This window comes from Gordonia sp. GN26 (assembly GCF_054823965.1).
Genome location: NZ_JSYC01000029.1, coordinates 16330 through 41848, shown reverse-complemented (window position 1 = coordinate 41848; position 25519 = coordinate 16330). Strand labels below are relative to the sequence as shown.

Sequence of the window (25519 nt, the reverse complement as noted above, 5' to 3'; positions counted from 1 at the left end):
GTGGTGGACCTGGCCAAATGTGGTGGGTTTCGCGGCTATTCGGTCCAGACCGGTTCGCGCTTCTCCAGGAATGCCGACATCCCCTCCTGCGCATCGCAGGTCATCGCGTTGGTCGCCATCGTCTCCGACATCTCCACGTACGCCGACGCCTCGTCGAGCTCGATCTGCTTGTAGAAGGCCTGCTTGCCGATGGACACCGTCCGGGCACTCGACCCGGCGATGTGCAGCGCCAGATCCCGGACCGTCGTGGCGAGTTCGGCATCGTCGACGACGCCGCTGAGCAACCCCCAGTCGGCGGCCGTCTCGGCATCGATCGCCTCCCCGGTCAGCAGCATGTGCATGGCGCGTTTGCGGCCGACAGCCCGTGTCAGCGCGACCATCGGAGTCGAGCAGAACAGGCCGATCCGGACGCCCGGGGTCGAGAACTTCGCGCTGCGCCCCGCGACCGCGAGATCGCACGTCGCGACCAGTTGGCACCCGGCGGCGAAGGCCATGCCGGCGACCTCTGCGATGACCGGCTGACGCACCTCGTGGACGGTTCGCATCAGCTCGGCGCAGGTGTCGAAGACGGCGCGTTCGTCTTCGAGCGTGCGGTCGACGAGTTCGCCGAGGTCGTGGCCGGCGGAGAAGGCCGGACCTTCCGCCCGGATCACGATCACGCGCACACCGGAGTCCTCGTCGAACCCGCGGAGTCCAGCCGTGACCGCCTTCATCGTGATGGTGGACAACGGGTTTCGACGCCGCGCGGCGCGCAGGGTGATCACCCCGAGCGGCGCGTCGACCTCCACCGACACCGCGTCTGTCGTCTCGCTCATCGTCGGGTTCCTTCCTCGGGTGTCAGTCGCCGGGGATCGCGTACCGCGACCCGACGCTGATGTACAGGGTGTAACCGACCACGGCCACCAGATAGATCGCAACCGGGATGGCCAGGGTCCACGATGCGCTGTCACTGCTCCCGATGATGGCCGAGGCCGCGAGCAGCCAGGCCATCATCAACAACGTCGCGCCGCCCATCAAGGACAGGTCATCGCCCATCCGGCGATTGAACTCGTCGCGGTTCGACGGTTCCATCCAGTACGCCTTGCGGCGGCGGCTCGGGAAGTTCACCGCACTTGCGGGGAGGCGGGACAGAAGTCGTTCGGCGCCACCGAAGATGACCACGAGCACCAACCCGACGACTCCCAGCCAACCCAGGAACACCCACTTGGAGTCCCAGCGCGTGACCTCACCGTCCAGGCCGATGTGCCCGGCCATCTCGTCGGAACCGAGGACCGCGACCCCGATCCACACCGCGGCGAACACGGTCACCGACAGCGGAAAGAACAAGCGGCGCGCATCTCGCGGGGTCTGCGTCATGGGTCTCAACCTACCGCCCGGGGAATAGCGTGCCGCCGTATCGGTTGACCCTATTCGTGACCAGTACAGCGCTCTTCGAACCGATCACGCTCCGCGACGTCGAGATCCCCAACCGGATCTGGCTCGCGCCGATGTGCCAGTACAGCTCCTTCGCCGGCGACGGCATCCCGACCGATTGGCATCTCGCCCATCTCGGCGCCCGCGCCGCCGGCGGCTTCGGGCTGATCCTCACCGAGGCCGCGGCCGTGGTCCCCGAGGGCCGGATCAGCCCGGAAGACGCCGGTCTGTGGAACGACGACCAGACTCAGGCGTGGAAGCGGATCGTCGACTTCGTGCACTCCCAGGGCGCGACCATCGGCACCCAGATCGCCCACGCCGGCCGTAAGGCCTCGACGTACTCGCCGTTCGCCGACGGCTCCGGCAGCATCCCCGTCGAAGACGGGGGCTGGACGACCGTCGGCCCGTCCGACGTGCCGTTCGAGGGTTACGCAGATCCGGTCGCCCTCTCCACCGAGCAGATCGCCGTGGTCGTCGACGCCTTCGCCCAGGCGGCGCGTCGCGCCGACGAAGCAGGGTTCGACGTGGTCGAGATCCACGCAGCGCACGGGTATCTGCTGCACCAGTTCCTGTCGCCGTTCTCCAACACCCGCAGCGACGCCTACGGCGGCGACTTCGAAGGCCGCACCCGCATCGTGCTCGAGGTCGTCGAGGCCGTGCGCGCGGTGTGGCCGGAGTCGAAGCCGCTGTTCATCAGGCTCTCCGGTACGGAGTGGCGCGACGGCGGCTGGGATGTCGCCGAATCCGCCCGTCTCGCCGAGATCCTCGCCGCCCGCGGCGTCGACCTGATCGACGTCTCGTCCGGTGGCAACGTGCTCGCCGACATCCCTGTCGGCCCCGGCTACCAGGTGGACTTGGCCCGCTCCATCCACCGGGACTCCGGTGTCCCGACCGCGGCGGTCGGGCTCATCGTCGAGCCCGATCAGGCCGAGAAGATCGCCGGCGACGACGACATCACCGCCGTCCTCTTCGGACGCGTCGCCCTGCGCGAGCCGTCGTGGCCGCAACGGGCTGCCCACGAGCTGGGCCTCTCCCGCGACGAGGCGCCCTACCCGCCGCAGTATCTGCGGGGCGCCTGGCGCTGATCTGCGCTAACGGCCGCCGGCCAGGATCAGGGCGAGGCACGCCGCTGTCGCGGGTTCGACGATCTCCGACAGCGGCGCGCCCGTCTCCATGGCCTCGGCGGTCAGTTCACGCACCCCGCCCCACAGGAACATCGCCCGCTGCCGACTGATCGGCGGCACTCCCGCGGCGATCAGGGCCGGGTTGGAGGTCAGCCGCACGAACAGATCGACCCACTCCTCGAGCGCCTCGTTCTTCACGACGTCGGCGGGCCGCCCGAGCGCCGGTAGTTCCCGGATCCAGCTCAGCACCAACCCCGGGTAGCGATCACTGGCCGCCACGTACGCCGAAACAGCCTGCCGCACCTGGTCTTCCGGATCGGCCTGCGGATCGACGCTGCGCGCGATCTCGTCGATGGTCAACCGGGTGGTCCGGCGGACCAGCGCGAAGAAACAGTCCTGCTTGTCGGTGAACTCCTGATAGAAGGAGCGACGCGAGGTCTGCGCGACGCGGACGACGTCGGCCACGGTGGTCTCGCGGTATCCCGACGCGGCGACACAGTCGAGCATCGCCGCCAGCAGACGCTCCCGCGTCGACGAGGCGCCTTCCGGCCACAGCTCCGAGTTCACGCTGCGAGCATATGCCTCTTGCCCTCCCCGGTACCCCCGCGTACCGTCACTGGTACGCCGACGTACCAGACCTGGGGAGGCCTCGAGCCGATGAGTACATCCGTCCTGCGCAGTGACTCGCATCTACCGCCCGCCACGCGACTCCCCTCGGCGGTGCAGGGACTTGCCGCGATCGCCTCGCGACGACATTTCTTCGGCCATCTCCACGACCGGCACGGGTCCGCCTTCACCGTGCACCTCCCGGTCTTCGGGCAGGCGGTGGTGATCTCCGACGCCACGCTCGCACGCGAGCTGTTCACCGCCGGGGACAAGGTCGTCAACGTCCAGCCCAATCTGGGCCGCATCCTCGGTGCCGGCTCGATCTTCTCCCTCGAGGGCCGGGAGCACCGGGCGCGCCGCAAGCTGCTGACCCCGCCGCTGCACGGCAAACGGATGAAGACCTACGAGCAGATCGTGGAGGAAGAGGTCCGGGCCGAGACCTCGACGTGGCCCGTCGAGACCGAGTTCGCCTCGATGGAGCCGATGATGCGGATCACCCTCAACGTGATCCTGCGCGCGGTGTTCGGCGCAGTCGGCGAGGATCTGGAGAACCTGCGGCGCATCATCCCGCCGATGGTCACCGTCGGTTCCCGCGCGGCAACCGTTCCCAACCTCCCTCGCGTACTGAGCGCGCTCGACCCCAACCGTCGGTACGAGCGCATGCGCGTGGAGGGCAAGGCCCTCCTCGGCGATCTGATCACCAGATCTCGCAACGACCCCCGACTCGAGGAGCGCGACGACATCCTCGCCCTCATGCTGCGCAGCCGCTACGACGACGGCACCCCGATGAACGACGACGAGATCGGCGACGAGCTGATGACCATGCTCGCCGCCGGGCACGAGACGACCGGAACGACGCTCGCCTGGGCGTTCGAGCGCCTGCGTCGTCACCCCGAAGTCGTGCATCGCCTTGTCGCCGAAGTCGACGAAGGCGGGACCGAGTACCGGCACGCCACCATCCTCGAGACCCAGCGCAGCCGCCCGGTCATCGACTTCGCCGCCCGCCACGTCGTCGCCCACCAGCTCGAACTCGGCCCCTGGCGCATACCGCGCGGATACAACGTGATGGTCTCCATCGCGCTGCTCCACGACGACAGCCGCGAGTTCACCGACCCCGAGCGGTTCGATCCGACCCGCTTCCTGGGCACCGCGCCGTCGCCGGCGTGGCTACCGTTCGGCGGCGGCACACGACGCTGCATCGGCGCCGCCTTCGCGACGATGGAGATGGACGTGGCGCTGCGGACGATCCTGAGCGACTTCGAGCTGATCCCCACCGACGCACGCGCGGAGCGCTGGTTCTCCCGGGGCGTCGCGTACGCACCCGCACGCGGCGGACGCATCGCCGTCCGACGGCGCCACTAGCCTCCCGAGCCCCCTCGAGCAAGTGTTCCACACCACTCCGAAGGTGTGACCTTCGTCATCGAACACGTCCGAACACGCGCTTTTGCAACTACTCGCGGAATGCCGCGATGCGCTGGGCTTTTGCCCCAAAGCTAACGGCGTTATCCATGCGTTACCGAGATTCTGCAGGTCACGACCCTGACGTGACCTGACCGTTATCAAGCCGTATGGTCGGCCAAGTCCGAAATCAACCACCTTGCCAACCCCGGGTGGTGATCAGGAGGAAGACCATGCGTATGACCAAGAACCACATGACCAAGCTCGTCACCCGTGCCGCATTCGTCGGTGCCCTCACCGCTGCCCCGTTCGGCATGATGGCGGCCACCGCCTCGGCCGACTCGGGCAACTGGGACGCTGTCGCCCAGTGCGAGAGCGGTGGTGACTGGAGCATCAACACCGGCAACGGCTACTACGGCGGCCTCCAGTTCTCGCAGAGCACCTGGGAGGCCAACGGCGGCTCCGGTAACCCGGCGAACGCCTCGCGCGAAGAGCAGATCCGCGTTGCGGAGAACGTCCTCGCGACTCAGGGCCCCGGTGCGTGGCCGGTCTGCGGCGCGAACCTCTGATAGCAGCATCGGCGCCCGAGGCGCTGTGACTGCATCACCGGAGCACCGATGAGTGCTTCGCACGGCATGAGGCCGGTGAGTCCATTCGGACTCACCGGCCTCATCCGTCTGACGAAGAAGCTGTTCAGTCGGACTTCTCGTCCTCGCCGGGCTCCCCGTCGAGCGCTTCGTCCAGGGCGCTGACGGCGATGCCGTACGGCAGGAACCGCACTTTTCGACGCGGGTCGGTGTTGTTCTTGTTCGCGCGGAGCGCGTCGAGTTCGGTGGCGTAGACCTGCTCGACGCGGGCCCCACCGTCCTCGTCGACGACGAACACGGCCCAGACTCCCGATCCGGTCTCCCCGGCCGTCTCCGGCCGCGGCTGCGTCCGCGTGCGACCCCGGGCCGCCTCGTCGAAGAACATGGAGAACGCACCCGGCGCCGCCTGGCCCTCGAAGAGCTTGCCGAACACGTCGCGCAGCCCCTCGCCTGCCTCGCGTGCGAAACGGTCGAAGTCCTCGGGGCCGAAGTTGAACGGTCCGCCGCCGAATCCGCTGTTGTCGGTCATGGTGTTCCCTATCTGTGGTTCGGCTTGCCCGGCCGGCCACCAGGGCCGACCTTGCCCACCAGTGTCCTCAGGATCGTTCGTCTCCGCCACCAGCGGTATCGGCCTCCGCCAGACGCTGGTGTAGTCGCTCGCGGACGTCGTCGGCCGAATAGGCCTTGCGCTGACGCTGGTCCCGCGCGATCAGCACACCGCCGGTCGTCACGCCGACGGCACCGGCGAGTCCCAACCACTTCCACAGATTCCTCATGGGGGCAGGATAGGTCGCCCCGCGGCCGATGGCCGTCTTCGAGCGCACGCTCTAGTCTTCGGGGATGCCCACCAGGAGAAGACCGCGGCGCGCCGATCTCGCCGGGGAGTCCGGCGGTGTCTCGTTGACCACCGCGCTCGAGGCCACGCGCACCGGCGACGTCTGGCTGTTCCGCGGACATTCCGGGCCCGACCGCGCCATCCGCACACTCACGAATGCGCCGGTGAACCATGTGGCGATGGCGGTGTGCATCGACGATCTCCCGCCTCTGCTGTGGCATGCCGAACTCGGCGACAAACTGACCGACGTCTGGACCGGGTCGAATCACCGCGGGGTACAGCTCCACGATGCGCGTGAGGCCGTCGAGCAGTGGATGGTCCGGTATGAGCAGGCGTGCTGGATTCGTCAGCTCGGTCCGGAGGTCAGCCGGACGCAGGAGGACGAACTACTCAAGGTGATCGCGCGCCTCGACGGCACCCCGTTCCCGACCACCGCACGCCTGGCCGGTCGATGGTTCCGTGGTCGCGTACCCAACTCGGCCGACCTGGTTCGCGGTCTCCCTTATCTCGACCGCAAGGTCCGGGAACGCCGTGAGCAACGGCAGCACAAGGTCTCGTCGCCGGAACCGGTGAGCCTCGAAGCGGCCTACTGCGCCGAGGTCGTCGCGATCACCTACCGCGACATGGGAATTCTCGACACCACCAAGGACTCCAACTGGTTCGACCCGGGCCGGTTCTGGAGCGGCGACCGCCTCCCCCTCCACGCACCGCACGCCCTGGGACCGGAGATCGCGGTCCACCTTCGCTGAGGGAGCAGACATGCCTGAGATGATCGCACCGAAGGTACTCAACTTCGCCTCGATCCTCGACGACACGACCCGGAGACAGGCGGCCGAGATCTCGACGCTGCCGTTCATCCATCCGCACGTGGCGCTGATGCCCGACGCCCACGCGGGCAAGGGGTCTGCGGTCGGGACGGTCATCCCGACCGTCGACGCCGTGATCCCGGCCGCGGTCGGCGTCGACATCGGCTGCGGGATGATCGGCGTCGCTACCTCGATCGGCAGGGACGACCTGGACGGTTTCGACCTAGCCGACCTGCGGCGACGCGTGGAGTCGACGATCCCGCTGTCCCCGGGCAACTACAACGAGACCGTCCGGTTCCCGCACACCCAGGCCAGGATCGCCGAGCTGGAGGAGTCCGCCTCGGACAACGACGTCGACCTGTCCCACTCACCGAAGTGGCGTGAGCAGCTGGGTTCGTTGGGCGGCGGCAACCATTTCATCGAGTTGTGCGAACAGGTCGGGAGCGGAGACACCGGTACCATCTGGCTGTTCCTGCACTCCGGTAGCCGCGGCGTCGGAAACAAGATCGCGCAGAAGCACATTCGGGTCGCTCAGGACCGGTGCCGTCGTGAGCACATCGGCCTCCCCCATCCCGACCTCGCCTACCTCGACTCCGGCACCGCGGAGTTCGACGACTACATCCGCGAGTTGCGGTGGGCGCAGCGGTTCGCCTTCGAGAACCGGGCCGAGATGATGGACCGATTCATCAGCGTGTTCGACGTATGGCTCGGCGACAACGGTTTCCGGCCCCCGGAGTCGATCGAGGTACGCCGGATCAACTGCCACCACAACTACACCGAGAACGTGGAGATCGCCGACAAGGCGGTGTGGCTCACCCGTAAGGGTGCGATCGACGCCAGTGCCGGGACGTACGGCCTGATCCCGGGGTCGATGGGCACGAGGTCGTATGTGGTGCGCGGACGTGGGAACGAGCCGGGGTTGTTCTCCGCCCCGCACGGTGCAGGCCGGCGGTTCTCGCGGACCAAGGCGAAGAAGCTGTTCACGCTCGATGACCTCGCCGAGGCGATGAAAGGCATCGAATACCGTCACGGCAGAGAATGGATCGACGAGATCCCCGCCGCCTACAAGCCGATCGACCAGATCATGGACGACGCCCGCGATCTGGTCGAGGTCGAGGCGGTCCTGACCCAGCTGCTCAACGTGAAGGGCACCTGACCGCGACCTTCGGCGGGGCCCGCGATCAGATGGTCATCGCCTCACGAACGGTCGCCTCAGCGGCCGTACCGCCCTCGCCCGACGACGTGACCCGGCCGCTCTCCAGCACGTAATACTGTTGTGCCGCTTGGAGAGCGAAGCCGATGTGCTGTTCGACGAGCAGCACGCCGAGTCCGCCCCGCTGGGTGAGGGTGGTGATGGTCTGTTCGATCTCGGCGACCACCGACGGCTGGATGCCCTCGGTCGGTTCGTCGAGGATCAGCATCCGCGGTTCGGTGAGGAGGGCTCGGGCGATCGCGAGCTGCTGGCGCTGACCGCCCGACAGCAGGCCCGCACGCCGGCCGAGCAGTTCCTTCAGGGCCGGGAACATGTCCAGCATCTCGGCGATCAGTTCCTTGCCGCGCTTGCGTCCGTCGGCCACCACCTGGAGGTTCTCCGCGGTGGTGAGGTGGCCGAAGCTCTGCTGGCCCTGCGGGACATAGGCGATGCCGTGCTTGACCCGCGCGCTCGGGCGGGCCTTGGTGATGTCGACACCGTCGAAGGTGATGGACCCCTTGGTGGTCTTCACCAGACCGACGGCGGCCCGGAGCAGCGTTGTCTTGCCTGCGCCGTTGTGCCCCATCACCGCGACCACACCGTCGGACGGGACCTCGATGTCGACGCCGTGGATGACCTCGGTGCGGCCGTATCCGGCGTGCACCCCGGAGAGTTTCAGCATCGGGCTCAGCCCTTCTTCTCGGTCGTGACAACAGGAGCGTCGTCGGAGTCGGCGGCGATCTCCTCGAGTTCCTCACCGCCGGCGGCGGTTCCGAGGTACACCTCCTGGACCTTCGGATTCGCCTGCACCTCGGCGACGCTGCCCTCGGCCAACACCTGACCGCGGGCGAGGACCGTCACCGACGTCGCGAACGCCCGCATGAAGTCCATGTCGTGTTCGACGACGACCACGGTCCGCTCACCGCCGATCCGGCGCAACAGGTTTCCGGTCTCCTCACGTTCCTCGTGGCTCATACCGGCAACCGGTTCGTCGAGCAGCAACACCGAGGCGTTCTGCACCAGCAGCATGCCGATCTCCAGCCACTGCTTCTGACCGTGCGCGAGGACGCCGGCCGGGGTGTCGCGCAGATCCTGCAGGCCGATGGTCTCGAGGGCCTCGGCGATCCCCTCGGGGATCTCGGTGGGCCGACGTCGGAGCATGGTCCACACCGACCGGCCCGCGCCGGCGGCGATGTCGAGGTTCTGCAGCACGCTCAGTTCCTCGAAGACGCTGGCGGTCTGAAAGGTTCGGCCGACGCCGAGGCGCGCGATCTGGTGCACCTTCTTGCCGACGAGTTCCACACCCGACTTCTGGATCGACCCGGTGGCCTTCACCAGACCGGTGATCGCGTCGATGATGGTCGTCTTACCGGCGCCGTTGGGTCCGATGAGGAACCGCAGATCACCCTGCAGCAACGTGAGATCCACGTCGGTGACGGCCTTGAAACCGTCGAACTCGACGGACAGACCGCGCACCTGGAGGTAGTCGCTGTCCATCCCCGCGTTGCCACCGGCGACCGGTTCGACCGTGCCCACCGTCTCGGATCCGCTCATGACGAGGCTCCTACCTTGCTGTCGGCGTGTTCGTCGATGTCACCGGTGGGCGACGGATCGACCGATCTCTTCCGGCGCCACTTGAGCGCGGCGCCGATCCCGGCCAGGCCGGCCGGGAAGAAGCCGACGACGACGATGAACAGGATGCCCTGCGCATAGGTCCATCCGGAGGGGAAGTTCTCCGACAGACTGGTCTGCGCCCAGGCGACCGCGATGGCGCCGAGTACCGGTCCGAGAAGTGTTGTGCGACCGCCGATCGCGACACCGATCAGGAACGCGATGGACGGTACGATGCCGACGTCGGCGGGCGAGATGATGCCGACGATGGGCACGAACAGGGCGCCGGCGATGCTCGCGAACAGGGCGGCGATCGCGTAGGCGACGACCTTGACGTTGGCGGGGTCGTAGCCCAGGAAGCGAACACGCTCCTCCTGATCGCGCACGGCGACGAGCAGCTCACCGTAGCGGCTGTACATCAGCTGCCGGGTGATCGCGACGACGACGAGCAGGGTGGCGGAGGCGATGTAGAAAAGCAGGTGGCGGTTCACCGGGTCGTTCAGGGCGAGACCGAAGAAGCTGCGGAAACGGTTGAGGCCGTTGCTGCCGCCGGTGCTCTGCTGGCCGATGAGCAGGATCGCGAAGGCGGCGGCGAGCGCCTGCGACAGGATCGCGAAGTAGGCGCCCTTGACCTTCCGCTTGAACACACCCAGGCCCAGCAGGACCGCGATCAGGGTGGGCACGAACAGGATTCCGAGGATCGTCACCAGCGGCGAGGCGAACGGTTTCCAGTACCCGGGGAGTTCGCGGATACCGGCGATCTGCATGAAGTCCGGCACGTCGTCGCCGCGGATCTCGGCGTCGGCGATCTTCAGGTGCATCGCCATGATGTAGGCGCCGAGGCCGAAGTACACACCCTGACCGAGGGTCAGCATGCCGCCGCGGCCCCAGGCCAGGCCGATACCGACCGCGACGATGCCGAAGCACAGGAACTTGCCGAGCAGGTTGAGCCGGAAGTCGGAGAGCACCGCGGGTGCGACGCCGAACAGCAGCACCGCCGCGACGGCGAACCCCGCGTAGGTCTTCCAGTGACCGCTGAAATAGTCCTTCACACGAGACTCCTCGACTGGACCGTGAACAGGCCCTGGGGGCGGATCTGCAGGAAGATCACGATGATCACGAACACGGCGACCTTGGCCACCGATGCGGTCGTGTTGTATTCGATGAACGAGTTCAGGATGCCGAGGGCGATGGCCGCGATAACCGCGCCCTTGATCTGTCCCAGGCCGCCGATGACGACGACCAGGAAGGCGTCGATCAGATAGGTCATACCGGTGTTCGAGCTGGTGGAACCGATGAGGGTCAGCGCCACACCGGCGACACCGGCGAGTCCGGAGCCGATGAAGAAGGTGGTGATGTCGGTTGTCCGGCTGGAGATCCCGCTGGTCTCGGCCAGGTCGCGGTGCTGGACGACCGCGCGGATCCGACGCCCCATCGGGGTGTACTTCATCGTCACGGCGATCGCCACCACCGCGATGACGGCCAGCAGCATGATGAACAGGCGGGTCTTGGGAACCACCGCACCGAGGATGTCGACGCCTCCGGACAGCCACGGCGGCGCGGTGACGCGGACTGCCGGCGCACCGAAGATGTCGCGCGCGAGCTGTTGCAGGATCAGTCCGACGCCGAACGTCACCAGCAGGGTGTCGAGCGGACGGTCGTACATGCGCTTGATGAGGGTGACCTCGAGCAGCACACCCATGAGGCCACCGACGAGGAATCCGATGAAGAGCGAGACGATGAGGGACACACCGGCGTTCGAGATCAGGTATTCCTGCACCGAGTACGCGGTGTAGGAGCCGGCCATGATGAACGACCCGTGGGCCATGTTGATCACGCCCATCTGACCGAAGGTCAGGGACAGACCGAGTGCTGCCAGGAGCAGGATCGAGCCGAGACTCAGCCCGGTGAAGAGCTGTCCGATAACGGTTTCCACGTTCCCATCCGTTCGTCGTGGGTGTCGATGCGGGCGACAAGGGGGTGACCCGTCTCGCGCGGGGCACGAGACGGGTCACTCACAGGTCAGCTGCTGAGGCCCTCCGCCCACGGGTAGGACTTGAGGTACGGGTCCGGCTCGATCGGCTGGCCCGAATCCCACACCGTGTAGATCAGCCCGTCGCCGCGGATCTCACCGATGCGAGCGGTCTTGGTGATGTGGTTGTTCTCGCCGTCGATTGTCACCAAACCCTCGGGAGCCTCGAAAGCGACTCCGCCGGCGGCTTTCTGGACATCGGCGACGGCGAACGAGTTCGCCTTCTCGACCGTGTTCTTCCACAGGTACACCGAGACGTAGGCGGCCTCCATGGGATCGGAGGTCGGCTTGTTGGCGCCGTAGGCGGCCTTGTAGTCGCGGACGAAGGACTCGTTCGCCGGGTTGTCGATGGTCTGGTAGTAGTCCCACGCGACGAGCTGCCCCTCGATGTTCTCCACACCGATGCCGCCGACCTCTTCCTCCGCGATCGAGACCGACACCACCGGCATCGCCTGCGGGGTCAGACCGACGTTCTTGTACTCACGGAAGAAGGCCACGTTGGAGTCGCCGTTGAGGGTGTTGAACACGGCGTCGGCGTCGGCGGTGCGGACCTTGTTGACGATGGTCGAGAAGTCCGTCGAACCGAGCGGGGTGTAGTCCTCGCCCTTAATCTCGATGCCGTTGGCCTCGGCGTAGGCCTTGATGACGCGGTTGGCCGTCTGCGGGAAGACGTAGTCGCTGCCGACGAGGTAGAGGGACTTGACGCCCTTCTCCTTCAGGTACTCCAGGGCCGGCACGATCTGCTGGTTGGTGGTGGCACCGGTGTAGAAGATGTTCTTCGACGACTCGAGGCCCTCGTACTGCACCGGGTAGTACAACAGGGAGTTGTTGTCCTCGAAGACCGGCAGCATCGCCTTGCGGCTCGACGACGTCCAGCCGCCGAACACCGCCGCGACGCAGTCCGCCGAGATCAGCTTCTCCGCCTTCTCGGCGAAGATGGTGGGCTCGGAGGCGCCGTCCTCGCCGATGAGCTGGATCTGCTTGCCCAGCACACCGCCGTTGTCGTTGATCTGGTCGACGGCCAGCTTGATCGAGTCACGCACGGTGACCTCGGAGATCGCCATCGTGCCCGAGAGCGAGTTCAGTGAGCCGACCTTGATGGTGTCGCCCGAGGTGTCGACGCAGGACTCGGCGCTCGATGCCGAGTCCTCGCTCGCCGAGCTGCCACAGGCGCTCAGCGCGAGTGCGAGGGCGGACAGCGCCGCCGGGATGAGGATGCCGTACCGCCTACGGCGTGTGGGGGTGACGGCGGACGGCAATGAATCAAACGGCATCCGAAGGCCTTTCTCAATACGTCTCAGGTCGGCTCGAGCGGGGCCATGACAGACACCCGGCGCTGCTTCGCACCGCGTGACCCCCCCGAAGAGATACGCGTCGCTCTCGATCGGCGAACTCGCGTATGTCGGGTAAACGTATTTAGGCTTTGTTACACCAGCGTGACGTGAGATGAATTCCCTGTTTCCGCTTCAATGCGGCTCACGCCCGATTCACACTGCCGAATGTTGTTGCCGGATCGGATTTTTCGACGACGAAGGCGGCGCATCGCTGTCGGATGCGCCGCCCCGGGTCGGTAGTCTGGATCGGTCGTCTAGTGCGAGAAAGCTGCCTCCACCTCCGCGCGACTGAGCTCGGGATCGGAGCCGAGTTCGTAGCGCGGCAGGGTGTGCGGCACGTCGGTGCCGCCGGCGACGCGTCGCTTGGCGGCGGCGAACTCGGGCGCCTCCCCCATCGACAGATGGGCCGAGTTGATGATGGTCCACACGGCGGATCGGCGGGCCCGCCGTTCGACGGGATTCGGCGGCCGGTAGGAGATGAGTTGCTGGGCCCAGCGCGGCTGGATGTCCCGGATCGCCCAATCCACCGCCGCCTGAGCACGATTCCGGAGGTTGGCGCCCGTGGCCATCGCGTTGCCGTGCGTCAGCGCCAGCCGGGGCAGGTATGACTCGAGACATTCCAGGGTCTCGGCCTTGCTGGTGGGCAGGTCGGTTCCGCCCAGCGCATGACCCACGCGCACGAATTCCCCGTAGTACCTGTCGAGTTCGGCTCCGCGCAGAGGTCGCGGGTGGTAGATCTCGTGCGCCGTCGCGATACCCCACACGACCGTCGCGTAATTCCAGCGCAACCACTCGGGATCGTCGGCGTCGTAGGCCGCGCCGTCGGGCCGGACACCCTTGATCGTGTGGTGCATCGCCCGCACGGTACGAGCGAGTCGCTCGGCGGTTTCCGTCGATCCGTAGGCGGTCCCCATGAAGAACGCGAGCGAATGCCCGAGGCGGGTCATCGCACCGTCGGGGTCGATGGTGGTGGTCGCGGTGCCATCCTCACGTCGCCGGACCAGACGGGAGTGATGCATGCCCATCCAGAAGATGCTGGGATCAAGACGTTCGATGTACGACGCGCTCTGCAGCCCGAAGATCAGCGCCGGCGTGTGCGAGTGGACATACCAGGTGGCACTGTCGGGTCCGAACCACCCGGGGTCGCCGGACGGGTTCTCGAACTCCATCCCCCGGAAGAACTTGGCACGGACGTTCTCGTCGAACTTGCCGTTGAGCCACGATCCGAGCATCTCGTGCGGCAGGTCCAACGGGACCCATTCCGTGGAGGGCAGCCGTAGGGGCGCGAGGGGAACGTTCATCGATCGTCCTTTCTCGATACCGACGACCCGAGCGGGGTGGTCCCCGGCCCGGACCGTCGATACGACGACGCCACATGAGCACGGCCGCCATGTGGTCACGGTTGTACCCACTTTAACGCTTTGGGTACGCGCGTGACCAGACCTTGCTCCGTGCCGGGTCAGCCCGTCTATGGTGAAACGATGTCGAGTCCGACCCGATGGGCCGGCGTCCCCCTGGAGGACCGCCGCGCCGAGCGCCGCGCGATCCTGATCGCCGCGGCTTTCGACATCTTCGGGGGCAGCGGACCCGAGACCGAACTGTCGGTGCGGTCGGTGTGCCGCCACTGCGGCTTCAACACCCGCTACTTCTACGAGAGCTTCGCCGACACCGACGAACTACTCGGCGCCGTCTACGACGCCACCGCCGCCGAGCTGGGTGCGGTGGTCGAGGCCGCCATGACCACCGCAGGTCACTCCGTCCGAGCGCGCACCCGCGCCGGCATGCTCGCAGTCCTCGGCCACGCGTCGGAGGATCCCCGTCGCGGCCGCATCCTGTTCACCGAGGGACGGACCAATCCGGTGCTCGCGCAGCGTCGTGCCGCCACGCAGAACATGCTCTTCGAACTCTCCTTCGCCGAGGCCGACGCCCGGGAGACCGATCCGCTCACCGGCCGGGTGCGGGCGGCCGTCTTCACCGGGGCCATGGCCGAGCTCGCCCAGCAGTTCCTCGCCGGGAACCTCGGGGACGATCTCGAACGGGTGGTCGACGAGGCCCTGGCCACCCTCATCCCCGGCCGTCGCTGATCGCTCACTGCCGGCTGAGGTGCGAGAGCTCCTCACTGCCGGCTGAGGTGCGAGGAGCGCAAGCGACGAGCCACGAAGCCCTGGCGACGTTCCCCCGCCACGTTTCAGTCCACCGAGCGCGGCGCTCTCCGCGCGAGCGCTCGGATCGTCGTCGGCCCCATCCCGCGATCGAGCGCGCGGATCATGACGACGACACCGACACCCGAGAGCACCAGTGCCGTCGCGAACAGCGTCGGGAAGCCGAACAGGTCACCGACGACGCCCGCCGCAAAACCGGCCGCGCCCTGGACGCCGACCACCGCGCAGGCGAACAGCGTGTAGTCGCTGCCCTCGTACCCCTTCTCGCACGCGTCCATCATCAGCGTGAACACCGCGACGGTCGCCGCCCCACCGAGGATGTGTTCGGCCAGGCTCGCACTCACCACGAGCCAGAACCCGCCGACACCCGACGCGGCCACCAGATACAAGGCGAGACTGAGAGTTTGGGTGACACCGCCGAACAGCAGGGCCTGGCGTCGTCCGTACCGGAACGCCAGCCACCCGCCGAGGGCCGCACCGGCGAGCGCACCCGCCGACGACAACGCACCTTCGACGAGGGCGATCTGTCCCAGGCTCAGGCCGATGTCGGACATGAAGGGCCCGACGAGTGCCGAACCCATCGAGTTGCCGAACTTGTAGGCCCCGACGACAAGGATGAACACCACCACGCCGGGTCGTCGGAGCCGGGCGAGCCAGCCGGTGAGGAGCAGTGACGGTGACGGCCGCGGGACATGCGCCTGTTCCGTCGACGAGGACGTCGTGTCCGCGGGTGTGCGGGCGAGGAACCACACCGGGATCGTCAGGGCGACGAGCAGGATCGACATCGCGACGAAGAGGCTGCGCCATCCGGCGAGCGAGAACAACCACAGCAGTCCACCGCCGCCGACGATCATGCCGACCCGGTAGGCACCCACCTGAATCCCGTTGCCCAGACCTCGTTGTCGAGGGCCGAGGGTCTGTACCGCCAGTCCGTCGGTGGCGATGTCCTGGGTCGCCGACGCCAGGTTGATCACGGCGATGCCGACGAGGAGCCAGACCAGCGTCCCGGAGAGGTCGAGGCAGGCCAGGGCGAGGGCGATCGTCGCGGATGTCAGTTGCATCGCGAGGAGCCAGCGGCGTCGGGTTCCGTATCGGTCGACATACGGCGCCCACAGGAACTTGAGACCCCACGGCGCGAAGAGCAGTCCGTAGACGCTGATCTGCGTGAGCGAGTACCCCTCCTCACGCAGGATGACGGGCACCGCCTGGCTGAAGAACCCGTACGGCAGACCCTGCGCGAAGTAGAGAGCCGTGAGCAGGGCCATGGTGCCGACGGCGAGCGTGCCGGTGCGCGACGGGGTCGACATGGCAGACATCATGCCGCAGTCGGGAGGCCGGGGTCGTCGCGGTCAGACCCCTTCTCGGCGGCTTCTGGTCGGCGTCAGCCGGCCATGGCCGGGAACGCGAGGGAGACCAGCATCAGCGCGAAGAGGAACCACGCGGCGCCCTGCCACATCGGCCAGGTTCCGCCGCGGCGGTAGGTGCGGTAGGCGATGACCAGCGCGCCGACACCGCCGACGACGAATGCGCCGGGGACCAGGGATGCGAGGACAATGTTGGTGCGGTCGACGGCGAGGAAGATCGCGCATGCGATGGCTCCGACTCCGACGACGGCGGCCACGTAGAGCGCTGCGGACCGGTAGCTGCCGGTGTCCTGCCACCGCTTCTCGACGTCCTGTCGCCCGCGGTCGCTGGGATTCTGTACGTCGTTCATGCCGGAGGCTTACCCGCGCGGACCTGCGCACGAAACCCCCAACCCCTGTGAGTAGCACTACTCATGTTCCGCTAGCCATGAGGAGACAGGGTCATTCCATGACCACTTCCAGCAGCACATTCGGGGGCGATCCGGGAGCCGCGACACTCGCGCGGATCTCCACCGAGTTCGATGCCATCGCCCGCCAGATGTCCACGGTCTCGGCCGAGTTCGCCGAACTGCGGCGGATCGTCGGCGACGCCGAGAGTCCCGCCGACGAGGCCGCACAGCCCGACCCTCCGGTACAGCCGGAACCGGCGCGGCTGGAGGCTCCGGCCGGACCGCTCACCGCGCCGACCGTCGCCCCGGCGCCCGCGCCTTCTCCGCCCGAATCGCCGATGGGGAACCGGCAAGCGTCTCCGTGGGCGTCACCCGGTCGTCCGGCAGGTCGGGATGCGTACACCTACGGGCCGCCCGTCCAGCAGGCTCCGTCACGTCCGGGACCGCATCCCGCCTATGGGCCGATGCCGCGACCGCCGGCCGCTCCCCTGCCGCCGCGTCCACCCGCGCGCCCGCTGTCCGAACGTGTCGCCGCGGCCGCCGAGCGCGGCCTGATCGGCAAGATCCTCGCCACCGCCGGTGTCGGCGTCACCTTGATCGGCATCGCCCTGCTGCTCGTCTTGGCCGCGCAGGCCGGCATCCTGCGCCCGGAGTTCCGCGTTGGGGGCGGCGCGGTGCTTGCGGCAGCACTTGTCGGCACCGCGATCTGGTTGCGCCGCAAGCCGGATGGCCGGATCGGCGCGATCGCCACGGCCGCAACGGGGATCGCGGCCGGGTATCTCGATGTCCTCGCCGCCACCAAGATCTACGAGTGGCTCCCCATCGTGGCAGGTCTGGCAGTCGCCGGCGTGGTCGCAGCCGGCGGACTGGTCCTCGCATACCGTTGGTGCAGTGAACATCTCGGCCTGCTCGTGGTGGTCCCGCTCATCGTTCTCGGCCCGGTGTTGACCGGCGGTCTCGACATGACCCTGATCGCGTTCATGGTGGTGCTCGCCGCCGCGTCGGCGTGGGTCCAGTGGGGCCGCGACTGGATCTGGTTGCACGCCGTGCGATTGGCCGCGCCCACGATTCCGCTGACCGTCGTCGGCTTGGCCGCCCTGGGCGGAACGAGCACCGCGAACACCGGATTCGAGTTCGCCGGCGCCGCACTCGTCGTGATCGTCCTCGGATTCGCGGGCGCCCTGGTGGCGATGCCCACCACCCGATTCCGCGAGGTCATCGCGGGCCTGGCATCGGCGACGACGATCCCGGTTCTGTTCGCCGGCGCGGTGATGGGCATCGCGGGCGCGGTCGCGCTGCAGGCTGCGGTCGCCGTGCTCGTCATCGGTATCACCGTCATCTGCTCGGTGGTACGGACCGAGCGCTTCGAACTCCCCGACGTCGTCGCCCAGATCTGGACCGCGACCTCACTCGTCGTGCTCTTCGTCGCGATCCTCGTGTGCTTCGACGGCATGGTGGCCGTGTCGGCGGTGTTGGGCCTCGCGGCGGTGACGGCCCTGGTCGCGCGCACGTGGTCGGCGACGTCCTTGGTGCTGCTGGGTGGTAGCACTGTCCTCTGGGCGATCGGTTTCGCAGCTCTGCTCGACGACATGCCGCCGTACGTGCTGGCCCAGGCCCGTCTGATGGAGGACAACGCTTCGTTGTCGATCGTGATCGGCAGCCTGCTCGCCGCCGCGGGGGCGGTCGTGATCGCCGCCGGGTGGACCCGACTGACGGCCGGAGACCTGGGCCGCGTCGCCTACACCGCGGTCGCCGTCGTCGTGGTCTACGCCGTGACCGCCATCAGCGTCACGTCCGGAGTGCTGATCGCCGGCGCCGACGGCTTCCTCGGCGGGCACGTCATCGCGACCACCTGCTGGGTCGTCCTCGCCGGTGCGGCGCTGGCCTTCGCCCGGCGACGCGCGGGTAACGAGCGCACCGCCGCGGTCACCGGCGGACTGGTGCTCGTCGCCGCGGCGATGGCCAAGCTGTTCCTGTTCGACCTGGCCACCCTCGACGGGATCTTCCGGGTCCTCGTGTTCATCGTGACCGGTCTGATCCTGCTGGGACTCGGCGCCTGGTACGCCAAGGCGCTCCAGGGCGAACGCTTCCCGGGGTCGCCGACCACGACCCCGGGAGCGGATACACCGGTCAGACCGTCTTGACGGTCTCGATCTCGACGGGCGCCGCGACGTCGACCTCGGTGGTCTCGTCATGGGAGACGGGCCGACGGTCGGCGGCGGTGCGCGCGTGGGTGATGTAGATCGTCAACCCGACGAAGGTGAGTCCGCCGACGAGATTGCCGATGACCGTGGGGATCTCGTTCCAGACGAGGTAGTCGCCGATCGAGAAGTCGCCCCCGAGCATCAGTCCCGAGGGAAACAGGAACATGTTGACGATCGAGTGCTCGAATCCCATGTAGAAGAACACCATCACCGGCATCCACATGGCGAGGACCTTGCCGGGTAACGACGTCGACATCATCGCGCCGACGACACCGGTGGACACCATCCAGTTGCACAGGACACCGCGGATGAACAGCGTGAGCATGCCGGCGGCACCGTGCTCGGCGTAGCCGACGGTTCGACTCTCGCCGATGTGCCCGAGCTGCCGGCCGATCTCGTCCGGGTCGACACTGAAGCCGTAGGTCACGATCACCGCCATCATCACCGCGACAGTAAAAGCGCCCAGGAAGTTCCCGACGAACACCCAACTCCAGTTGCGCAGCATGGATTTCACCGTCACCCCGCGCCGTTTGTCGATCAGGGCGAGCGGGACGAGTGTGAACACCCCGGTGAGCAGGTCGAAGCCCATCAGGTACAGCAGGCAGAAGCCGACCGGGAACAGCAACGCCCCGAGCAGTGGTTCCCCGGTGCGGACGGTGACCGTCACGGCGAATGCCGCGGCAAGGGCGAGGATCGCGCCGGCCATGTAGGCGCGGATGATCGTGTCGCGGGTGGACAGGAACACCTTCGCCTCACCGGCGTCCACCATCTTCACCGCGAATTCGGACGGATTCACATAGGACAAGAGATTCTCCCCGGGCGTTTCGATTCGTGACTCTTGTCCCCATCGAATCGAGGCCACATGTCGTCGAGGTGTCGTCGGGACGACCCGGTGTTACATCGACCTCTCTCGAGCGCTTCGTCGGAGTGATGTTTCGCCGCGATTACCTCCTGCTCGTACCGTCGTGTCCGTCGTGTGAAATCTCCGGCGGAGTCCGGCAACACCTTGGAAATCCGCCGGCACGTGTGCATGGTGGAGATAACCCTCGACGTACCAACAGGATTCGGCGGAGCACCGATCCCCCGCGTCGAGGAAGCATCACCGAATCGACGAGGAGACACGATGACCACCCCGATCATGCCGAAGTCCGACGCCGCCGACCTCATCGTCGCGGCCCGAATCCGGCAGGGACTCACCTGGGCGGCGATCGCCGAGAAGATCGACGCACCGCTGGTGTGGACGGTCGCCGCGCTGCTCGGCAAACACCCCGTACCGGCGGACAAGGCGAACGTCGTGGTCGAGATGCTCGGCCTCGGCGAGGGCGTCGCCGAGAGCCTGCGGCAGCAACCGACCCGTACCCCGGACGAGGCCGCCACCAGTGACCCCACGATCTACCGCTTCTACGAGGCCCTCGACGTCTACGGTCCCGCGCTGAAGGAACTCATCCACGAGGAGTTCGGCGACGGGATCATGAGTGCGATCAACTTCAAGGTCGACATCGCACGCCGCGCCGACCCGGGCGGCGACCGCGTGGTCGTGACCTTCGACGGGAAGTTCCTCGACTACAACTGGTGACCGCGCCGTCGCCGTTCCATGGCTCCAACCCGCGGTGGGCGCGGGTTGGAGCTATGGAACGTGCTCAGGCCCGCTCGACCGGCATCCAGATCTCCGCGTCGGCGTGTGACCCGGTCAGTTCGAGGTAGCGAACGAACGTCGGTCCGGGCCGCAGTCGCCAAGGGTTCGACGGGAACCACTCGGTGGCCGTCGCGGCCCAGGTCTCCTGGAGCGTCTGCGGGAACGGACCGGACGACCGGAACGTGGCCCACGCGCCGGCGGATACCGGGATGCTCGACAGATCTTCCGGCACCGTCGAATCCGCCTGCAGCGCAACACCGTGCAGGTAGGTGATCGATGTCCCTTCCGGCGCGTCGGGCTCGCTTCCATCCGTGACGGCCAGGATGCCTGCGGGTTGGGTGTCGTTGAGCGACTTGAGTCGTGCGTGTTCGTCGGGCGCGATCGACGCGATGTGCTGTTGGATGTGCGGGTTGACTCCCTCGTAGATGAGCGGCACCTGTGCTGCGTGCCCGGCGAGTACGAATGCGGGTCGGTCGGTGATCGTGACGTCCATGGGACGACTCCCTTCGACGGTCAGGCGGAACCTGAGTACGGCTTGTGTTGCGAAAGGACCGCCATGTGCCCGCACGTCCGACGGTGACACACCGTGAACCGACCGGAAGGCCCGGCCGAACGCCTCGACCGACGAGTAGCCGTAGCGCACCGCGAGATCCAGCAGGCCGTTGTCACTGCTCACGAGATCCGTTGCCGCGAGGGTCATCCGACGACGCCGCACGTACTCCGAGAACGGCATCCCGGCCAGCGAGGCGAACATCCGACGCAGGTGGTACTCCGTCGTCCCGTGGGACCGGGCGAAGCCGGCCAGGTCGATGGGTTCGTCGGTGTTCCGGTCGACGAGGTCGATGAGCGCGTTGAGCGTGCCGATCATGGCTCTCCTTTCGTCCATGATCATGGTCGCCCCGCACGGCCTCGCACCCGACCGTTCCGGGCAGGAAATGTCAGCCACCTCGTTTCATAGCTCCAACCCGCGGTTGGCGCGGGTTGGAGCTATGAAACGGTGGCGCGCAGAGTCATGTGCAGCAACGGATACGGGCGGCCCGCTTCATCGAGTTCGCTGCGTCCCGTCACCTCGAACCCGCGTCGGAGATAGAACTGCACGGCCTGATCGTTCTGTTCGTTCACGTCGACCGTCGTCACCCCGGCGTCGAGAGCGTGTGTCAGCAGTGCGGTGCCGACGCCGCTGCCGCGGGTGTCGGCGTGGACGAAGAGCATCTCCAGACCAGGCCCGGCCACCCCGGCGAAGCCCACCGGGGTGCCGTCGACGTCGGCGACCGTCAGCTCGACCTGTGGGAAGTAGCTCGGCGCCAGCTGTCTCTCGATCTCGTCCCGATCGGGCTCGGCGAGGAAGTCGTGAGTCGCGTCGACCGCGCTGCGCCAGATCGCGACGAGGTGCGGGTACTCGTCCGGACCGTGGCACGCGCGCAGGCTCACCGGTGAAGTCATCGCACTGTTGTATCAGCGCAGGTCATTCGGTGAAACTTTTATCTGACACCTCTTGTATTGAATTTGCCCCAGTCGCATACTCAGGTATGGGCACATCTGATCGGCGGTCCGCCGCAGCCACCAAGACGCGGAGGAACTACGACTCGTCACTGCGACGTGGCCAGGCGGCAGAAACCCGGGCACGCGTGCTCGACACGGCCATCAGAATGTTCAGCGAACGGGGCTGGTCGGTCGGGGTACGAGAGATCGCGGCCGAGGCAGGCGTGTCCTTCGAGACCGTCTATGCCAAGTTCGGGTCGAAGACACGACTTTTTCTCACTGCCTTCGACGTGGCGGTCGTCGGAGACGATCAACCGGTTCCCCTAGTCGACCGTTCCGGGTTCACCGCGATGTCCGCCGGCGATCGTCGTGAACGTGCGGCAGCCGGAGCCGCCCTGGCTGCCGAGATCTACGGCCGCACGACGGGTCTGTACCGAGCACTGCGCGAAGGCGCCTCTTCCGACACCGAACTGGCTGCCAAACTCGCCGAGGCGTATCGCCGACAGCGTTCAGACGTACGGACAGCCGGTGAGGCTGTCGCCGGACGCACACTCACCGACGACGAAGCCGAGGGTTTGTGGGCCGTGATCAGCACCGAGGTCTACGACCTCCTCGTCAACAACGCCGGATGGAGCCAAACGCGCTATCGGGACTGGCTCGCCGACACCACTTTGCGACTCCTGGGTCCAGCTTGACATCAGCCCTTCGAAGAGAGGACAGAACCATGTCCACCCCACACGAACCCGCCGACACCCGAAGCATGGGCATAGTGCACAGCGCTCTCCGACGCGACCTGCAACGGGCTCGCGTCGTTCTCGCATCACCACCCCCTCCCGGCGACGCTCAGCGCCACGCACTCGCCGATCACCTCATATGGATGATGGACTTCCTCCACATGCACCACACCGGCGAGGACCAGGGACTCTGGCCACTGATCCGATCGAGAAACCCAGACGCCGCAGCACTTCTCGACGACATGGAAGCCGACCACCTCCGAATCGCGCCCGCCGTCGACGCGTTGGTCGAAGCCGCCTCCGCGTACCTAGGCGCCCCAGAGGCACGGGAGTCATTGCTCCATACACTGGATCGACTGTCCGATGTACTGCTTCCCCACCTCGAACGGGAAGAGCTCGACGCCATGCCGGTCGTTGCAGCCACTATCAGCACCGCGGAGTTCCGCGATGTCGAGCACGAGTACTTCGTCAAGCCAAAGGGTTTCGCCGAACTCGGTCGGGAAGGCCACTGGGTCGTCGACGGCCTGGACGACGGGGACCGAAGCTTGATAGACAGCGTCGTGCCGGCCATTCCGCGGTTCATCCTCGTGCACGGCTTCGCCCGCGGCTACCGCCGTCGGGCCGAGGTCATGTGGGGGCGCGGCCCGGCGTAAAGGATCGGCCCGGTGACCGTCGGCACGAGGAACGCGTCATGACACGGCGTCTCGCCCACCACGGTCGCTCCGAAGCATTCGCCGCCGCCCCGCCCGAGGCCGTCTTCGAGATCATCTCCGACGTCCCCCGGGTGGGCGAATGGAGCCACGAGTGCCGGGGCGCGCACTGGGTCGGCCCTGAGAAGGCAGCGGCGCCAGGCGTTCGTTTCCGCGGAACCAGCAAGTCAGGCATCTACCTGTGGAGTCGGTCGTGCGTGTTCACCGTTGTCGAACCGCCTCATGTCCTGGCATGGAAAACCCGTGGCCTGATGGCGACCTTCGACTGCACCGAATGGCGGATCACCCTCGAGCCGGATGGCTGTGGGACGAGAATTGTGCAGTCGTATGAACTGCTGCGTATCGCACCGGGTCTCGACCGCGTCTACTGGTGGCTCGTCAAGGGGCATCGCGATCGGCGGGCCGCGCTCGCCGAAGATCTCGAACGGCTGGCCGAACTCGCCAAAGCCAGGCCGCGCAGACGACTCCCAACCCCCAACGCCTGACAGTCAATCCGAGCAACACCTGAAATCCCACGTCCGAGTTGCCAGGGAGTTCGCAGGAAACCAGCGGCCTGCTCTCAAGAAGGCCCGGCATCGTGGTGCCGTGAACGCACCTCAGTCGCCCGACCACACCCCCACCGAACCGCTGGGTCAACCCAGCCATCCGTCACCCCCGTACGGAGGGTGGGAAGACCCGTCCTTCGCTTCGCCATCCGCGCCCGTCCCGCCACCCGGACCGCCACGGCCACGGCCACGAACCGTGACGAAGCCGATCGTCGTGACCGCCCTGCTCGCCGGGCTCCTCGGTGGCGCCATCGGCGTCGGCGGCAGGGCGCTGCTCGACCATCAGGCCGCACCGACCGTGCCGACACTCAGTTCCCAGCCCGCGAACGCGGTCGACGCCGGCGACGTCAAGCCCGGGTCGGTGACCTACGCGGCGAAGGTGGCGTCGGCGTCGACCGCGGACATCAAGGTGCAGATGGCCCAGGGCAGCGCAGTCGGCAGCGGCATCGTCCTGTCGTCGGACGGCTATGTCCTCACCAACAACCACGTCGTCGCGGGTGCGGGATCCGGCAGCAAGATCGTCGTGACGACCAGCGACGGCAAGCAGTACCCGGCCTCCGTCACCGGAACCTCGCCGTCGTACGACCTCGCGGTGATCAAACTCGACGGCGCGTCGGGTCTCACGCCCGCGACGCTCGGCGACTCGGACGCCCTGCAGGTCGGCGAACAGGTGGTGGCCGTCGGAAGCCCCGACAGCCTCTCGAACACGGTGACCTCCGGCATCGTCAGTGCGCTCTCCCGAACTGTGACCGCCGGCGACGAAACCGGTTCCGGGGTCACGGTCTACAACGGACTGCAGACCGACACGCCCATCAATCCCGGCAATTCCGGTGGGCCGCTGGTGAATCTGCAAGGGCAGGTCGTCGCGGTGAACTCGGCCGTGGACACCGGGCAGGCCTCCGCGGGCGGCCCGCAGTCCTTCGGTCTCGGCTTCGCCATCCCGATCAACACCGCCGAACGCATCGCGAGCCAGCTGCTGAAGAACGGGGAGGCCACCAAACCGGTTCTGGGAGTGTCGGGTTCGTTGTCGTCGTCGAACCGGGAGGACGGAGCGAAGGTCACGGTGCAGCAGGGCGGACCGGCCGCGTCGGCGGATATCTCGACCGGCGACGTGATCACGAAGATCGGCGGCACCCCGGTCGCCGACTACGCCGATCTGATGGCACAGGTCCTGACGCACGACCCGGGTGCGACGGTGCCCGTGACGATCGGCTCGGGGTCGGATGCCCGGACCGTCCAGGTGAAGCTGGGCAGCACCGTCGACAAGCAGCAGACGACGGTACCCGAATCCGACGGGCAGTCCGGCGATCCACGACTTCCCTTCGGCAGCAACCCGTTCGGCAGGTTCCCGTGAC

The 25519-nt window shown here is 67.2% G+C and carries 28 protein-coding genes; 12 read left to right on the top strand and 16 right to left on the bottom strand.

Annotated features, from left to right (window positions below; all coding sequences use genetic code 11):
* Window positions 1-35: 35 nt before the first annotated feature.
* Together OK17_RS08945 and OK17_RS08940 are read right to left on the bottom strand one after the other, a co-directional pair.
* Complete coding sequence (locus OK17_RS08945; RefSeq protein WP_232717601.1) at window positions 36-815, bottom strand: enoyl-CoA hydratase-related protein; 780 nt, start codon at window positions 813-815, stop codon at window positions 36-38.
* A 22-nt stretch (window positions 816-837) separates the two neighbouring features.
* Window positions 838-1356 (bottom strand): hypothetical protein, encoded by a 519-nt coding sequence (locus OK17_RS08940; RefSeq protein ID WP_461417235.1) that lies wholly within the window; start codon window positions 1354-1356, stop codon window positions 838-840.
* A 56-nt stretch (window positions 1357-1412) separates the two neighbouring features.
* Here OK17_RS08940 and OK17_RS08935 point away from each other — a divergent pair, with 56 nt between their 5' ends.
* Window positions 1413-2498: an NADH:flavin oxidoreductase/NADH oxidase gene (locus tag OK17_RS08935; protein ID WP_461417234.1), complete on the top strand. Its 1086-nt coding sequence runs from the start codon at window positions 1413-1415 to the stop codon at window positions 2496-2498.
* A 6-nt stretch (window positions 2499-2504) separates the two neighbouring features.
* Here OK17_RS08935 and OK17_RS08930 read toward each other — a convergent pair whose 3' ends face one another.
* Entirely contained in the window at window positions 2505-3104 is a 600-nt protein-coding gene (locus tag OK17_RS08930) for a TetR/AcrR family transcriptional regulator (protein ID WP_232717598.1), read from the bottom strand.
* A gap of 90 nt (window positions 3105-3194) precedes the next feature.
* On the opposite strand from OK17_RS08930, the gene OK17_RS08925 reads away from it, so the two are divergent.
* On the top strand, window positions 3195-4505 hold the full coding sequence (locus OK17_RS08925; RefSeq protein ID WP_461417233.1) for a cytochrome P450: 1311 nt from the start codon (window positions 3195-3197) through the stop codon (window positions 4503-4505).
* A 269-nt stretch (window positions 4506-4774) separates the two neighbouring features.
* A complete protein-coding gene (locus OK17_RS08920) occupies window positions 4775-5110 on the top strand; it encodes a transglycosylase family protein (protein ID WP_119033819.1) in 336 nt (111 codons plus the stop codon).
* A gap of 124 nt (window positions 5111-5234) precedes the next feature.
* Here OK17_RS08920 and OK17_RS08915 read toward each other — a convergent pair whose 3' ends face one another.
* Window positions 5235-5657, bottom strand: coding sequence for a hypothetical protein (locus OK17_RS08915; protein ID WP_035751115.1), 423 nt, complete (start codon window positions 5655-5657; stop codon window positions 5235-5237).
* A 67-nt stretch (window positions 5658-5724) separates the two neighbouring features.
* Window positions 5725-5904, bottom strand: a complete 180-nt coding sequence (locus tag OK17_RS08910; protein WP_119033820.1) for a hypothetical protein — start codon at window positions 5902-5904, stop codon at window positions 5725-5727.
* Window positions 5905-5968: 64 nt separating this feature from the next.
* Here OK17_RS08910 and OK17_RS08905 point away from each other — a divergent pair, with 64 nt between their 5' ends.
* Entirely contained in the window at window positions 5969-6712 is a 744-nt protein-coding gene (locus OK17_RS08905; RefSeq protein ID WP_119032880.1) for a guanylate cyclase, read from the top strand.
* Window positions 6713-6722: 10 nt separating this feature from the next.
* Complete coding sequence (locus tag OK17_RS08900; RefSeq protein WP_461417232.1) at window positions 6723-7925, top strand: RtcB family protein; 1203 nt, start codon at window positions 6723-6725, stop codon at window positions 7923-7925.
* A gap of 25 nt (window positions 7926-7950) precedes the next feature.
* Here OK17_RS08900 and urtE read toward each other — a convergent pair whose 3' ends face one another.
* The 6 genes from urtE to OK17_RS08870 form a co-directional block, all read right to left on the bottom strand.
* Window positions 7951-8643, bottom strand: a complete 693-nt coding sequence (gene urtE, locus OK17_RS08895) for an urea ABC transporter ATP-binding subunit UrtE (protein WP_461417231.1) — start codon at window positions 8641-8643, stop codon at window positions 7951-7953.
* Between the two features lie 5 nt (window positions 8644-8648).
* Window positions 8649-9515, bottom strand: a complete 867-nt coding sequence (gene urtD, locus OK17_RS08890) for an urea ABC transporter ATP-binding protein UrtD (protein ID WP_461417230.1) — start codon at window positions 9513-9515, stop codon at window positions 8649-8651.
* Window positions 9512-10624 (bottom strand): urea ABC transporter permease subunit UrtC, encoded by a 1113-nt coding sequence (gene urtC / locus OK17_RS08885; protein ID WP_119032883.1) that lies wholly within the window; start codon window positions 10622-10624, stop codon window positions 9512-9514. The genes urtD and urtC overlap by 4 nt, the downstream gene beginning before the upstream one ends.
* Window positions 10621-11508 (bottom strand): urea ABC transporter permease subunit UrtB, encoded by an 888-nt coding sequence (urtB, locus tag OK17_RS08880; protein WP_119032884.1) that lies wholly within the window; start codon window positions 11506-11508, stop codon window positions 10621-10623. The genes urtC and urtB overlap by 4 nt, the downstream gene beginning before the upstream one ends.
* Window positions 11509-11594: 86 nt before the next feature.
* Entirely contained in the window at window positions 11595-12878 is a 1284-nt protein-coding gene (urtA, locus tag OK17_RS08875; protein WP_461417229.1) for an urea ABC transporter substrate-binding protein, read from the bottom strand.
* A 314-nt stretch (window positions 12879-13192) separates the two neighbouring features.
* Window positions 13193-14239 (bottom strand): oxygenase MpaB family protein, encoded by a 1047-nt coding sequence (locus tag OK17_RS08870; protein ID WP_461417228.1) that lies wholly within the window; start codon window positions 14237-14239, stop codon window positions 13193-13195.
* A gap of 180 nt (window positions 14240-14419) precedes the next feature.
* Here OK17_RS08870 and OK17_RS08865 point away from each other — a divergent pair, with 180 nt between their 5' ends.
* Window positions 14420-15022: a TetR/AcrR family transcriptional regulator gene (locus tag OK17_RS08865; RefSeq protein ID WP_232717593.1), complete on the top strand. Its 603-nt coding sequence runs from the start codon at window positions 14420-14422 to the stop codon at window positions 15020-15022.
* A gap of 104 nt (window positions 15023-15126) precedes the next feature.
* Here the strand turns inward: OK17_RS08865 and OK17_RS08860 are convergent, their stop codons facing one another.
* Entirely contained in the window at window positions 15127-16407 is a 1281-nt protein-coding gene (locus tag OK17_RS08860) for an MFS transporter (RefSeq protein WP_461417227.1), read from the bottom strand.
* 74 nt (window positions 16408-16481) lie between these two features.
* A complete protein-coding gene (locus OK17_RS08855) occupies window positions 16482-16814 on the bottom strand; it encodes a hypothetical protein (RefSeq protein WP_461417226.1) in 333 nt (110 codons plus the stop codon).
* Window positions 16815-16912: 98 nt separating this feature from the next.
* On the opposite strand from OK17_RS08855, the gene OK17_RS08850 reads away from it, so the two are divergent.
* On the top strand, window positions 16913-18997 hold the full coding sequence (locus tag OK17_RS08850; RefSeq protein WP_461417225.1) for a DUF2339 domain-containing protein: 2085 nt from the start codon (window positions 16913-16915) through the stop codon (window positions 18995-18997).
* Here the strand turns inward: OK17_RS08850 and OK17_RS08845 are convergent.
* Window positions 18984-19862 carry a formate/nitrite transporter family protein gene (locus tag OK17_RS08845; protein ID WP_461417224.1) on the bottom strand — a complete coding sequence of 293 codons (879 nt, stop codon included), beginning with the start codon at window positions 19860-19862 and terminating at the stop codon, window positions 18984-18986. The genes OK17_RS08850 and OK17_RS08845 overlap by 14 nt on opposite strands.
* Window positions 19863-20180: 318 nt before the next feature.
* On the opposite strand from OK17_RS08845, the gene cynS reads away from it, so the two are divergent.
* Window positions 20181-20633, top strand: coding sequence for a cyanase (gene cynS / locus OK17_RS08840; RefSeq protein ID WP_154884803.1), 453 nt, complete (start codon window positions 20181-20183; stop codon window positions 20631-20633).
* A 64-nt stretch (window positions 20634-20697) separates the two neighbouring features.
* Here cynS and OK17_RS08835 read toward each other — a convergent pair whose 3' ends face one another.
* Together OK17_RS08835 and OK17_RS08830 are read right to left on the bottom strand one after the other, a co-directional pair.
* On the bottom strand, window positions 20698-21561 hold the full coding sequence (locus tag OK17_RS08835; RefSeq protein ID WP_461417223.1) for an AraC family transcriptional regulator: 864 nt from the start codon (window positions 21559-21561) through the stop codon (window positions 20698-20700).
* A gap of 119 nt (window positions 21562-21680) precedes the next feature.
* A complete protein-coding gene (locus OK17_RS08830; protein ID WP_461417222.1) occupies window positions 21681-22136 on the bottom strand; it encodes an acetyltransferase in 456 nt (151 codons plus the stop codon).
* 86 nt (window positions 22137-22222) lie between these two features.
* Between OK17_RS08830 and OK17_RS08825 the strand changes: the two genes are divergently transcribed.
* The 4 genes from OK17_RS08825 to OK17_RS08810 all read left to right on the top strand — a co-directional run bounded on the left by OK17_RS08825 (window position 22223) and on the right by OK17_RS08810 (window position 25518).
* Window positions 22223-22870: a TetR/AcrR family transcriptional regulator gene (locus OK17_RS08825; protein WP_461417221.1), complete on the top strand. Its 648-nt coding sequence runs from the start codon at window positions 22223-22225 to the stop codon at window positions 22868-22870.
* 29 nt (window positions 22871-22899) lie between these two features.
* Window positions 22900-23562 carry a hemerythrin domain-containing protein gene (locus tag OK17_RS08820; RefSeq protein WP_461417220.1) on the top strand — a complete coding sequence of 221 codons (663 nt, stop codon included), beginning with the start codon at window positions 22900-22902 and terminating at the stop codon, window positions 23560-23562.
* A gap of 38 nt (window positions 23563-23600) precedes the next feature.
* On the top strand, window positions 23601-24104 hold the full coding sequence (locus tag OK17_RS08815) for an SRPBCC family protein (protein WP_461417219.1): 504 nt from the start codon (window positions 23601-23603) through the stop codon (window positions 24102-24104).
* A gap of 100 nt (window positions 24105-24204) precedes the next feature.
* Complete coding sequence (locus tag OK17_RS08810) at window positions 24205-25518, top strand: S1C family serine protease (protein WP_461417218.1); 1314 nt, start codon at window positions 24205-24207, stop codon at window positions 25516-25518.
* The last annotated feature ends 1 nt before the right edge of the window (window position 25519 follow it).